Source organism: Cellvibrio sp. OA-2007, from assembly GCF_000953825.1.
Classification (GTDB): Bacteria; Pseudomonadota; Gammaproteobacteria; order Pseudomonadales; family Cellvibrionaceae; genus Cellvibrio.
The window spans coordinates 23,994-36,149 of the sequence record NZ_BBUL01000092.1; the positions used below are offsets into that span (position 1 = coordinate 23,994).

The 12,156-nt window shown below is 47.9% G+C and carries 12 protein-coding genes; all 12 read right to left on the reverse strand.

What is annotated here, in order from left to right; translation table 11 throughout:
- Positions 1-10: 10 nt before the first annotated feature.
- Positions 11-1,024: a phenylalanine--tRNA ligase subunit alpha gene (pheS, locus tag AWU77_RS12805; protein ID WP_062064026.1), complete on the reverse strand. Its 1,014-nt coding sequence runs from the start codon at positions 1,022-1,024 to the stop codon at positions 11-13.
- A gap of 256 nt (positions 1,025-1,280) precedes the next feature.
- The gene (rplT, locus tag AWU77_RS12810) at positions 1,281-1,640 is read right to left on the reverse strand and encodes a 50S ribosomal protein L20 (RefSeq protein ID WP_007642208.1); all 360 of its coding nucleotides are present in this window, start codon (positions 1,638-1,640) and stop codon (positions 1,281-1,283) included.
- A 35-nt stretch (positions 1,641-1,675) separates the two neighbouring features.
- Positions 1,676-1,873 carry a 50S ribosomal protein L35 gene (rpmI, locus tag AWU77_RS12815; RefSeq protein WP_062064028.1) on the reverse strand — a complete coding sequence of 66 codons (198 nt, stop codon included), beginning with the start codon at positions 1,871-1,873 and terminating at the stop codon, positions 1,676-1,678.
- Between the two features lie 61 nt (positions 1,874-1,934).
- Positions 1,935-2,483 (reverse strand): translation initiation factor IF-3, encoded by a 549-nt coding sequence (gene infC, locus AWU77_RS12820; RefSeq protein WP_078043326.1) that lies wholly within the window; start codon positions 2,481-2,483, stop codon positions 1,935-1,937.
- 74 nt (positions 2,484-2,557) lie between these two features.
- Positions 2,558-4,483 carry a threonine--tRNA ligase gene (gene thrS / locus AWU77_RS12825; RefSeq protein WP_062064032.1) on the reverse strand — a complete coding sequence of 642 codons (1,926 nt, stop codon included), beginning with the start codon at positions 4,481-4,483 and terminating at the stop codon, positions 2,558-2,560.
- A 136-nt stretch (positions 4,484-4,619) separates the two neighbouring features.
- Entirely contained in the window at positions 4,620-6,125 is a 1,506-nt protein-coding gene (locus AWU77_RS12830) for a sulfite reductase subunit alpha (RefSeq protein WP_062064034.1), read from the reverse strand.
- Positions 6,126-6,165: 40 nt separating this feature from the next.
- Complete coding sequence (locus AWU77_RS12835) at positions 6,166-6,696, reverse strand: DUF2271 domain-containing protein (protein WP_084618357.1); 531 nt, start codon at positions 6,694-6,696, stop codon at positions 6,166-6,168.
- Between the two features lie 41 nt (positions 6,697-6,737).
- On the reverse strand, positions 6,738-7,346 hold the full coding sequence (locus AWU77_RS12840; RefSeq protein WP_062064036.1) for a PepSY-associated TM helix domain-containing protein: 609 nt from the start codon (positions 7,344-7,346) through the stop codon (positions 6,738-6,740).
- Positions 7,347-7,397: 51 nt separating this feature from the next.
- On the reverse strand, positions 7,398-8,081 hold the full coding sequence (locus AWU77_RS12845) for a Fe2+-dependent dioxygenase (RefSeq protein WP_062064042.1): 684 nt from the start codon (positions 8,079-8,081) through the stop codon (positions 7,398-7,400).
- A 4-nt stretch (positions 8,082-8,085) separates the two neighbouring features.
- Positions 8,086-9,225, reverse strand: coding sequence for an alpha-hydroxy acid oxidase (locus AWU77_RS12850; RefSeq protein ID WP_084618359.1), 1,140 nt, complete (start codon positions 9,223-9,225; stop codon positions 8,086-8,088).
- Between the two features lie 46 nt (positions 9,226-9,271).
- Positions 9,272-11,623 carry a TonB-dependent siderophore receptor gene (locus AWU77_RS12855; protein ID WP_084618361.1) on the reverse strand — a complete coding sequence of 784 codons (2,352 nt, stop codon included), beginning with the start codon at positions 11,621-11,623 and terminating at the stop codon, positions 9,272-9,274.
- A 99-nt stretch (positions 11,624-11,722) separates the two neighbouring features.
- Positions 11,723-12,022, reverse strand: a complete 300-nt coding sequence (locus AWU77_RS12860; protein WP_202966657.1) for a PepSY domain-containing protein — start codon at positions 12,020-12,022, stop codon at positions 11,723-11,725.
- Between the last annotated feature and the right edge of the window lie 134 nt (positions 12,023-12,156).

A 12,156-nucleotide genomic window follows, 5' to 3' on the forward strand; every position in this document is an offset into this window, starting at 1 on the left:
ATTCGTTCCATTAAAACTGTTTTAAGAAGCGCAGATCGTTTTCGAAAAACAGTCGCAAATCATTTACGCCGTAGCGCAACATAGCGAGACGCTCCACCCCCATGCCAAAAGCAAAACCGGTATAGGTTTCTGGATCAACACCACTGGATTTAAACACTTCTGGGTGAACCATGCCGCAGCCGCCCACTTCCAGCCAGCCGGTGTTTTTACACATGCGGCAACCCTTGCCACGGCATTGAGTGCACTGGATATCCATCTCGGCCGATGGCTCGGTAAAGGGGAAATAGGAGGGGCGGAAACGCACGGGAACATCGGCCTCAAAGAAGGCTTTTAGGAATTGATCCATGGTGCCTTTCAGATCGGCAAAACTGATATTTTTATCGACCACCAAACCTTCAACCTGATGAAACATCGGCGAATGGGTGACATCGGAATCGCAGCGATACACACGACCTGGACAAATCACGCGGATCGGAGGCTGCTTGTTTTCCATGGTGCGCACTTGCACTGGTGAGGTATGGGTGCGAAGTACGTGGGTGTCGTCCACGTAGAAAGTGTCGTGCATCGCCCGCGCAGGGTGATGGGACGGAATATTGAGCGCTTCAAAGTTGTGGTAGTCATCTTCAATTTCAGGACCCACTTCAACGCTGTAACCAACTGCAGCAAAAATTTCTTCAATGCGCTGCAAGGTGCGGGTTACCGGATGCAGGCCGCCCGTGTACTGACCACGACCAGGCAAGGTCACATCGACCACTTCACTCGCCAGCTTGGCATTAATCGCCTCTTGCTCTAATAGAGCCTTGTGCAAATTAAGCGCTTCTTGCACGGAATCCTTGGCTTTATTAATTTCAGCACCTGCAGCAGGACGCTCCTCTGCGGATAATTTACCCAACGTTTTCATCAACGCGGTGATGCTGCCATTTTTACCTAAATAATTTACCCGCACCGCATCCAGCGCAGTCAGATCTTGGGCATCGGCAACGAGTTTGAGCGCTTCTTGGGTAAGCGCAGCGAGATTTTCCATCTGCTTTTCCAATTTAAATAGATCACTAATGAGTCGGACTAGATTAGATTTTGCAAGCGAATAACTTCGCCCTAAAGGAACCGCTCCTACTACATAACTAGCGGTATACGACCGCCACGGACGGCGGAAGTGCAGAAAATGCAGGAGCAATTTTCTGCCAGTTCATCCTGAACATAAAAAAAGGGAAGAACCCTAAAGCCCTTCCCCTTTTCATCGCGTTCGCAAAAGCTCTTGCGAGCTTAAGGTTGTTGGACGATTAAGCAGCCAGAGCTGATTTAGCCTTCGCAACAACAGCAGCAAATGCCGCTTTGTCGTACACAGCCAGATCAGCCAGTACACGACGGTCGAGAACGATGCTCGCCTTTTTCAAGCCAGCAATCAACTGGCTGTAGGACATGCCTTCAGCGCGTGATTGAGCATTGATACGAGTGATCCACAGAGCACGGAAATTACGCTTTTTAACGCGACGATCGCGGTAAGCATACTGACCTGCTTTGATAACGGCTTGTTTGGCAACACGGAATGTACGCGAACGTGCACCGTAGTAACCTTTAGCTGCTTTTAAAACTTTCTTGTGACGACGACGCGCCTCTACACCACGCTTAACACGGGCCATATCTCTATCCTCTCAAAATTCGCAATTAGCGCTGATTAATTAGCACGGAACAAACGTTTTACGCGTGGTACGTCGGCTGCATCAACGATGCTGGTGCCGCGCAATTGACGCTTACGCTTGGTGGTCATTTTGGTCAGGATGTGGCTTTTGTTAGCGTGCTTGAACTTAAAGCCCGCGCCAGTCTTTTTGAAGCGCTTTGACGCGCCACTGTGTACTTTAGCTTTGGTTGCCATGTGATGAAACTCCACACATTTAGGTAAATAGTATTAATAATCAAGGCAGCTAAAAGCCCGACTATTTTCTCTTTTTGGGGGCGATAACCATAGTGAGCTGCTTACCTTCCATTTTGGCAGCCTGCTCAACGGTACCCATTTCAGCCAGGTCGGTCTCGATGCGCTGCATCATTTCCATCCCCAACTCTTGGTGGGCGAGCTCGCGACCGCGGAACTTTAACGTTACCTTGGCCTTATCCCCATGCTCTAGGAAGCGCATCAGAGCCTTTAATTTGACCTGATAGTCAGCTTCCTCCGTCCCTGGGCGAAACTTCATTTCCTTCACCAACTGCTGCTTTTGCTTCTTTTTCGCAGCAGCTTTGGTTTTTTTGATTTCAAACAGATGCTTGCCGTAATCCATAATCTTACAGACTATTGGATCGCTATCAGCAACGATCTCCACCAGGTCCAGCGTTGCCGCTTGCGCTTGGGCAAGTGCATCACTCAGGCTCACAATACCGACTTGCTCGCCTTCTGCGTTGATTAAACGAACCTGCTTGGCTTCGATCTGATCGTTGATCCGCGCTTTCTTAGAATTGCCTTTGGCTGCGGGGGCGTTATCTCGTTTGATAGTTGTATCTCCAGTAAATTAATAGAAACAAATCTTTTTTCGCTTTAGCGATCTATTCGTCAAAAAAATTTCTTTTAGGCAGAAATATTTCGACCTCGACGCGCTATATCGGCGGTCAAGTGCGCGATGAAAGCTTCCAGATTCATTACACCCAAATCTTGTCCGTCCCTTGTGCGAACTGCAAGTGATTGATTTTCAACCTCTTTATCGCCAATGACGAGCAGGTAGGGTACCCGCTGAATTGTGTGCTCGCGGATTTTAAAGCCGATCTTCTCATTTCTCAAGTCCGGAATGACGCGAATGCCCTTTTCACGCAAGGCTTTTTCGATCATTTTGACGTAATCGGCCTGATTATCGGTAATATTCATCACCGCAACCTGGGCTGGCGCCAACCAAGTTGGAAAGGAACCTTCATAGTGTTCAATGAGAATACCAAGGAAGCGCTCGAACGAACCAAGAATAGCGCGATGCAACATCACCGGACGCTTACGGACGTTATCTTCGGCCACATATTCTGCATCCAAACGCTCAGGCAGGACAAAATCGAGCTGTATGGTACCACATTGCCAGGAGCGACCCAGCGCGTCCTTAATTTGATATTCAATCTTGGGACCATAAAAGGCACCTTCGCCCGGCAATTCTTCCCACTCAAGGCCAGATTCACGCAGCGCATGGCGCAGGCCATCTTCTGCCTTATCCCAAACTTCATCGCTACCGGCACGTTTTTCCGGGCGCAAAGACAATTTCACCGCGACATCAGTAAAACCAAAGTCATCGTAAATTGATTTGAGCATTTGGTTGAAGTCAGATACTTCGCTGACGATATGGTCTTCAGTACAGAAGATATGTGCATCGTCCTGCACAAAACCGCGCACACGCATAATACCGTGCAACGCACCGGAGGCTTCATTGCGATGACAGGAACCAAATTCCGCCAAACGCAACGGCAGGTCTTTGTGGGAGCGCAAGCCGTGATTGAAGATTTGTACGTGGCCCGGGCAGTTCATCGGTTTAACCGCAAAATCGCGCTTTTCCGATTCAGTGGTAAACATACCTTCGCGATAGTTTTCCCAGTGGCCGGATTTCTCCCAGAGCACACGATCCATAATCATCGGGGTTTTGACTTCTTGATAACCCCAATCATTTTGTTTGGCACGCATGTACTGCTCGATTTGTTGCCACAGAGTCCAGCCCTTGGGGTGCCAAAACACCATGCCCGGCGCTTCATCTTGCAGATGGAAGAAATCAAATTTTTTCGCCAGTTTCCGGTGATCGCGTTTGGCCGCTTCTTCGAGCAGATTCAAATAGGCTTTTAACTGCTTGGCATCGGCAAAGGCAGTGCCGTAGATACGCTGCAACATTTTATTGTTGGAGTCGCCGCGCCAGTAGGCGCCAGAGGTGCGCATCAATTTAAAGTTCAAGCAGAAACGCATGTTGGGCACGTGTGGGCCACGGCACATGTCGACGTATTCTTCGTGGTGATACAAACCGGGAGTCGCGTCTTTAGGCACGTCGCGATCCAAAATCTCCAGCTTGTAAGTCTCGCCGCGCGCAGTGAAAACGTCGTAAGCTTCTTGCCAGCTAACCGCTTTTTTCACTACGTCATATTCAGTCTTGGCCAATTCCAGCATGCGCGCTTCAAGGCGGGCAACATCTTCATCCGTCAGTTTTTGCTCTAGGTCGATGTCGTAATAAAAGCCGTTGTCGATGGTTGGGCCAATGGCCATTTTCACATCGGGAAACAACTGCTTGATCGCATGACCGAGCAAGTGCGCGCAGGAGTGGCGAATAATTTCCAAACCGTCTTCGTCTTTCGGGGTGAAGATCACTAAGTCAGCATCTTCAGTAATCAAGTCATGAGCATCAACACGTTGACCATTGACACGGCCACCTAGCGTGGCTTTTGCCAAACCAGCGCCAATTGAGGCGGCAACTTCATAAACAGAAACAGGATTGTCGAAGGGACGTTTGGAACCGTCAGGGAGAGTAATAACAGGCATGATAAACCTCTGTCAGTGGTGACCCCTACCAAAGGTCACGTGATAAAAAGCGGGAACCGCAAATAAAAAAGCCCGCACCTACGATTGTGCGGGCTGGGGAGTATAGGGGAGCTTAAGGACTGGAGGCAACCTCAGCTTAATAAACATCGCGACAATAACGCTGCGCGTCGGCAAGAGATTCCAATTCATCGGCACCCAAAATTTTAGCTAACGCAGCGTCAACACCCTGCGCCATTCCCTGTAAACTGCCGCATACAAAAATGGCAGCACCGTCAGCAACCCAGCGCTGAATTTCTTCTGCATTAGGCATTAATAAGTCCTGCACATAACGCGGCGCATTGGGTTGTTCTTTTAGCGGTGCATCGCGGGAAAATATTTTATTAACGCGCGTCAACCGGCCAGATTGCTGCCAGCGGTGTACATCTGCACTGAAAAAATCATCGCCCAATTCACTTCGCTCGCCAAAAAATAACCATTGCCGCCCATTGGCACGGGCAGGATTGGCGATGTGTGCGCGCAAACCGGCAATGCCGGTGCCATTGCCAATTAAAATCAACGGGCATGAATCTGCTGGGGCATGAAAATGTGGATTAGCGCGAATACGCAAACGAATCGTTTGATTTACACCCGCGTATTGGGTTAACCAACCGGAACCCAAACCCAGCTGGTTGTTGGCATCACGCACTTGGCGCACTAACAAATCCAGCGAGCCTTCGCTGGGAACTGAAGCAATGGAGTATTCGCGATGTGGCAATTCGCTGAGTGATTCAAGTAATAGTTGATCGTCCTGCGTTTTTAGTTCAACGAGTTTTTCGTCGCTGATTGATAGGCTGCGGGTGATTAATAATTCCGGGGCGATGGGGCGCCCGAGGCGCTGTAAAAAAGTATCGATTGCTGCGCGCGAATTACAGGGGCCGATTTCAACTACATCGCCCGCCTGCCACAAGTCCGGGGTAATTTCCCCTTGCATAGGTTGCAATTGAATATGAAATGCGGAAGCACCCACTCCGTTAGGGTTAATACACTCGCGCGCTACAATACCCCACTTTTCATAGGTGGGTTTGCTCCAATCACTGAAGTGAGTATTGCCGGAAAGCTGACCTAAATAATATTGCCAATGGCGCAGTGCGCTGTCATCAAGGCGATCGACCTCAATCACATCGGCCATAAAATGCGCGCCGCGTTCATGCAATGCATGCTGCAGTTGATGTGCAAAACCACAAAAATAGTCATAGCTGGAATCGCCCAGCCCGAGAATTAATACTTGTTGATGCTGCAAACTTTTGGCGTCAAGCCCACGTAATGCGCGAGCAATAAAACGGTTACCATTATCAGGCGCTTCACCTTCACCATAAGTACTGGCAATCAGCAGCAGCTTAGCGGTTTGCGTGAGCAATTCAGATTCAATTTGATTGAGCGGCAATAGAGTTACCAGCTTCCCCGCTTGCTCTAACTGTTGCGCCGTCTGCTGGGCAATACGGGTAGCGCTACCAGTCTGGCTGGCGTAACCAATCAAAATGCAGTCCGCACCCTCTATTTCGCCCGCTACAGCAACGCCCTGCTTGCGCCGATATTGCCGCCAACACAACCAACAAAAAATAAGATAAGAAAAAATTAATACACTTGCGGCAAGATAACGCACACTGCTCTCGCTTGTATCAGAAGTTAAATAAGCAGGCTCACTATGGTTTTAGGCTCAACCTGACCTTACCTAATTCCTTGCGACCGTTTTGATTATGCTCTGCCACTTTTTCGACAGGCCATGTAAAAGGAATTTTAATTAACTCGCGCCCACCGACTTCGCGTGCTGCCTCAACCATCAATGTATATTTACCTTGTTTCAAGCTGCCTAATGGCAATTGCCCTTCAGGGAATATGAATAGATGTTTTCCAGGTGCACGAGTTGCGCCGCTAACACCATCAATCGGCATAGCCCTATTGCGCCCATCACGGCGCCACCACTGGCGCAAATCTTTTAACCAATCCTCACCGTGATCACTCTCCTCCCCATCTTCGTGGGTTTGGTAAAGCACTGCAAGATTAATGGGCGAAGAGTCTGGGCCATCAATCCAAATGGCGACATAAGGCCGATGATACTCAGCCACATCAAGGCGCGGAATCTCAAGCGACACCTCAAGCTCACCCGCCATTGCAGGTACAAACAAAAATAGGTTGAAGAAAAAAGACCCGCACAAAAACAAATAACGACACATAAAATTCCCTACCAATGAATAATTCAACACTTATAAAAAAATCAGTGCATAAACAACAATATGAGCAGCCAAGGCAACACAAGCCCTAAGCCCACTAATGGCCAAGTTGCAAAGCGCGTACTGGCATAGCGCTGTAGCAGCAGCAAGCCGGTAATACAAAAAATAATGCAGGCAACGGCAAACACATCGATAAACCAACTCCAAACGCCACCGGTATTTCTGCCCTTGTGAAGATCATTAAAATAGGCGATCCAACCGCGATCAGTTTGTTCGTAAATTACCTCACCTGAAGTCAGGTCAATACTGACCCATGCATCGCCGCCGGCTCGTGGTTGCGATAAATAAATATCATCTTCACTCCACTCAGCCATTCCATTGACAAGCGCGATAGAGTGATTGTCATCCAGCCAGTTTATAAGTGCGTCAGGTAGCGGAGCATGGGTGGGGAAATTATCCTTTGCAATTTGTTGCTGCAGATCTTTCAATAACGGCTTGGATAAAAACGCATCCTGTGTTTTCACGACTGGCTTGCTGGGGATTTGCGCAGCATGGTTTAGCGTAATGCCGGTAATTGCAAATAACAGCATACCCACGAGGCACAGCGCCGAACTCATCCAATGCCACTGGCGCACAGAACCCAACCAGGTCATTTAGTACCTCACACAAACGATTAAGTAAAAATTAATTTTTTTAAACAGCGATCAAGTCGTTGCCCAACGGCGCAACAGGTTGTGATACACACCGGTAAGTTTCAGCAAATTGGCATCATCTGGTGCGACTGTCGGTGTGAGTGCTTGAATCGCCTGATCCAAATCAAACAACATACTGCGCTCAGCTTCATCACCGACGAGACTTTCGATCCAAAAAAATGACGCGATCCGCGCGCCTTTTGTCACCGGTGTCACGCGATGCAAACTGCTGGATGGATAGAGCACCATATCGCCAGCGGCCAATTTAATGACTTGCACCCCAAAAGCAGTTTCAATTTCCAGCTCGCCGCCCTCATACTCTTCTGCATCAGACAGAAATAAGGTTGCCGATAAATCACTGCGCAGCGAAACCGCAGTGCCGGGCACATGCATAATGGCACTGTCCACATGAGTGCCGTAATGCCCGCCTTGGGTGTAGCAATTAAATTTAGGCGGATAAATTTTGTTAGGAAGCGCGGCAGACACAAATAGAGAATTAGCCGCTAACGTGCGCAACAAATGATTGCCCAAGCTGCGCGCCAATTCACTCGCGTCATCCAGTTGCAGATTTTGTTTTGCAGAACGCGCCAATGTACCCGCGGTTTTAACGCCATCCTGCCAATTGGCCTGTGCCAAGTGCTGACGAAATTGTGCAATTTCTTCGCTCGTTAATACTTGTTGAATCGTTATCAGCATAAATTTACTCACCAGAAAAATGGACAGCGCCAATAGTGGGAGCGCTGACCGCAGGCATTAAATAGGTTGTATCTATATCGCTAATGGCCGAACAGCCTGCCATTGCCATACACACTTCCAATTCTTCACGCAATAATTTCATCATATGCGCCACACCCAATGCACCGGCCACACTGAGCGCATAAATTTGTAAGCGGCCGATTAACACTCCATCGGCGCCCAGAGCTAGCGCTTTAAAAATATCCTTGCCAGAGCGGATACCGCTATCTAACAGCAATGGGAATTCTGCACCTACCGCACCGCGAATCAGTGGCAACATTTGCATACTGGTAGCCACACCATCCAAACCGCGACCACCATGATTTGATACCACAATGCCAGTAATGCCGAGAGCTTTTAGGGCTTTGGCATCCTCTGGGTGCAACACGCCTTTAACCCAAATAGGCAGCTTGGTTTGTGCTTGCAGCCATTGCAGATCTTGCCAGTTTGGAGCATTGCGCAGCAGCGAAAAAATATTTTTTGCAGGTGCAGCAGCAGACGATTCTGAACAATAGGAGCGCAAATTAACCGCACTAATTTCAGGCGGCAAATAAAAACCTGCATGTTGCGCGCGGCGGCTTGGTACTTGAATGGAGGCGTCCAGCGTGACTACCAAAGCACTATACCCGGCAGCCTCTGCGCGCTTAACCAAATCAAGCGTGTGCTCGCGCACTGGTTGAAAATAAAGTTGAAACCATTTATTGGCAGGCGTGGCAGCGGCAACATCTTCCAGCGAATGGCTAGATAAAGTACTGAGGATCAGCGTGGAATCCGTCGCGGCAGCGGCTCGCGCGCTATCTATTTCACCACCAGGATGCACTAAACGTTGATAGGCAACGGGCGCCAATAAAATCGGATGTGCAAATTGCTTTCCAGCGATGATGGTATGCGTGGTTGCACTGGAGAGATCACGCAATAAACGCGGGCAAATTACATACTGTGAAAATGCCGCGCGATTTGCGGCGAGGGTTTCGTCCTGTGCACTGCCACCAGCTATATAGGCATAGGTGGGCGCAGGAATAAACCGCTGTGCAAGAGCTTCGTAGTCCTGCGCGGTAACAATATCCGCAGGAATACTCGTTAATGATTTTAAGAGATTAGTCATAGATATAAAAAAGCCGGGCAAGGCCCGGCTTCTCGTTAATTACGATTTAAAAATCGTAGGTTAAAGTCACGCGAACATTTCGTGCATCACCCATATACAGGAATGAACCTGAACGATAAGCCGCAAGATAATAATCTTTGTCAGTGACGTTACCAACATTCAAACGAACATCCAAGTCTTCATTAAACTCGTAGGTAGAGAACAAATCATACACAGTGTATGACGGTACTGGCTGACTGTATTGCCCCTCGGCGTTGAAGCTTGCAGCCGTATCAGGTTGACCGGCAAATTTTTCACTTTCGTATTTAGCCGCGGCGCCAAATGAAAAATTGTCGGTAAATTGATATTTAAGCTGCAGCACCGCAGTTTCTTCAGCAAAGTTACTCAAGGTTTTACCGACATAGGTTGCAGTAGCCGACTCAAGCACTTCTGCATCCATAATGGTAATGCCGGCTTGCACAGTTAACTTGTCAGTTATCGCACCTGTAGCACCAAACTCAATCCCTTTTACACGGTTTTCACCGGTATTAAATGTACCGACCGAATCGTAGTTCGCGCCCTCCATAATGTCGGATTTGGTAATCTGAAAGATCGCTGCAGTTAACAACAACTGCTCATCAAAAATATTCCACTTGGTACCCAGTTCGATATTTTTTGAAGATTCCGGATCAGCAGCGGCAACTTCGCCATTATTAATCACTGTACCGCCATAACCACTACTGGTGCCTACGTCTGACTCACCGCCATTGATATCACTGGCGGTAGCGTAGCTGAAATAGATATTACCCACACTGTTTATATCATAGGTAATACCTACATAACCGTTCACCAGCGTATCGGAATAATCGTATTCCGCCTGTGCAAGAGTACTGGTATTTTGTGTTTTCAAATCAAAATCAAACTGGTCGGCACGGACACCAGCAAAAACTGTCCAGTCATCAGTTAAATCAACCGTATCCATTAACGCCAAGGAGGTGGTTTCTACCGCCCAATCAGTATCCCAAGTACCTTTGGTGATTTGACGATTCATCAAGGTATTCAAGCCATTTACACTTTTGCCATTAGCACCCACTGCGCACCATGTAGAACTTGTAGTGCCTGCTGTACGACCGGGAACAATGCAGTTTTGACCTGAACTGCCAACGCTGTAGACACCGTTCAATACACTGTGATCGGTGTATTCCAAACTGACTATAAATTCGTGATCTTTACCCGCCAGATTTTTGTTGATAAACAAATTGGTTTGATTGGCGAAATAATCAACATCCTGCCAGCCTTGGTGAGTACTTAAAGTAATCGTTTCGTAAATTCCGCCCGGATTAGTAGCTGCAGTGGTTGCACTGCGCGCGCCTGTCACCACATAACCATTTTCCGAAGTGCCCTGACGAGTAATGTTGCTTAAACGCACATCGGAATTGAAACGGTACTTCACTCGCGCAGTAAAAGTATCGACATCAGATTCTTGAAAGTCTTGCTGTTGCGCGTACACCGGAACGCTTTTTGCGGGCTTACGATTAGGAACATCTCCAATCAAAAAGCCACCCAAATCCGGATTGTCTTTTGCATCCATACCGTAATAATCGAGTACAACTTCTAATTCGTCAGATGGCATATAAAGGCCGGAAAGCGCAACACCTTTACGCTCGCGATCTGCCGGTGCACGATCAGGTACTTCTTCATAACCATACAAAAGGTTAGCGCGCACAGCGGCTTGTTCATTGATTACCTGGTTGGTATCCAAGGTTACTCGCGTGTGTTTATCGCTTCCAATACCCGTTGCCAATGTACTGAAATCATAATCAGTAGTGGCTTGCTTGGTGATCGCATTAATTGCACCGCCTGAGGTACCGCGCCCGGCAAAACTGGAATTAGGCCCCTTGGAAATTTCAATTTGCTCAACTACAAAACTTTCACGTGTTGTCATGCCGGGATCGCGCAAACCATCCACAAACACATCACTGCGCGCTTCCTGACCACGAATAATGTAACGGTCGCCAAAGGCATTCCCATTTTCACCCGTACCCAGTGTGATACCTGGCTGTGCATCGAGAATTTGTTTAAGGTCGGTATAACCAGATTCATCGATTTGTGCCTTGGTGAGCACAGAAATATTTTGGGGTGTTTCGGCCAGTGGGCGAGTATGGCGCTCGTCGCCAGAAAATTGCGCTTTGTACGGAACACCTGGTTGCGCATTAGGATTAGGGTCAATCGCAGCGGCTTCAACCTTTACAACATTGAGTTTGTTATCAGGTTGATCTTGTTTTTCATCGGCGGCAAATGCTGCCAAAGGCAATAACATGGCAGCGGCAATACCAGCGGCCAGACTATTTTTGTTTAGCGCGTTATTGGCATAAGTAGGGGTGCGAAAACTCGCAATAGTTTTGATCTGCTTAGACATTTTTTTACCTAGTTCTTGTATGTGTGTGTATTACGGTTTGCGTACAGCCATGCATTCATTATTCAATTGAATGTCTTGTTTTCATGAAATCAATGCGCATTAGTCACGGATTTTTTTCTTGACCAGAGCACCAGTCACTGGATCGAAATAAGCTTCAATTTCTTCAAATTTTTTGCCGTCTTTACTTAAACCCCAGCCATAAATTTCATAGCAGGTACCGGCAACCTGAAATTTTTTGATCGCAAAGCCATGTTCATTCACGATCTTTTTTTGCATATCTAAAATGTGCAGCCATTGTTCGCGCGGAGCATCGGTACATTTAGCACTGACATGTGCTTGCAACGCGCCACTGCTCAGCAACATAGCGGCACCCGCCAACAGAACAGACAATCTCTTCACGATACCAACCCCTTACCTAACAGATATGGAACTCTCAATATGACTTTAGCCGCGCAGTGCACCGCACGATACAGCTAACACTAATGCAAATACTAACAATTCTCATTATCTTGGTGAAGATAAAAAAAATCAAG

What these genes read in the sequence shown, in the direction of transcription:
- AWU77_RS12835 (WP_084618357.1), bottom strand. Translation starts at nt 6,696, where the DNA reads ATGTGTCGTTATTTGTTTTTGTGCGGGTCTTTTTTCTTCAACCTATTT.
- pheS (WP_062064026.1), bottom strand. Translation starts at nt 1,024, where the DNA reads ATGGAAAATCTCGCTGCGCTTACCCAAGAAGCGCTCAAACTCGTTGCC.
- AWU77_RS12845 (WP_062064042.1), bottom strand. Translation starts at nt 8,081, where the DNA reads ATGCTGATAACGATTCAACAAGTATTAACGAGCGAAGAAATTGCACAA.
- AWU77_RS12855 (WP_084618361.1), bottom strand. Translation starts at nt 11,623, where the DNA reads ATGTCTAAGCAGATCAAAACTATTGCGAGTTTTCGCACCCCTACTTAT.
- rpmI (WP_062064028.1), bottom strand. Translation starts at nt 1,873, where the DNA reads ATGGCAACCAAAGCTAAAGTACACAGTGGCGCGTCAAAGCGCTTCAAA.
- rplT (WP_007642208.1), bottom strand. Translation starts at nt 1,640, where the DNA reads ATGGCCCGTGTTAAGCGTGGTGTAGAGGCGCGTCGTCGTCACAAGAAA.
- AWU77_RS12840 (WP_062064036.1), bottom strand. Translation starts at nt 7,346, where the DNA reads ATGACCTGGTTGGGTTCTGTGCGCCAGTGGCATTGGATGAGTTCGGCG.
- thrS (WP_062064032.1), bottom strand. Translation starts at nt 4,483, where the DNA reads ATGCCTGTTATTACTCTCCCTGACGGTTCCAAACGTCCCTTCGACAAT.
- AWU77_RS12850 (WP_084618359.1), bottom strand. Translation starts at nt 9,225, where the DNA reads ATGACTAATCTCTTAAAATCATTAACGAGTATTCCTGCGGATATTGTT.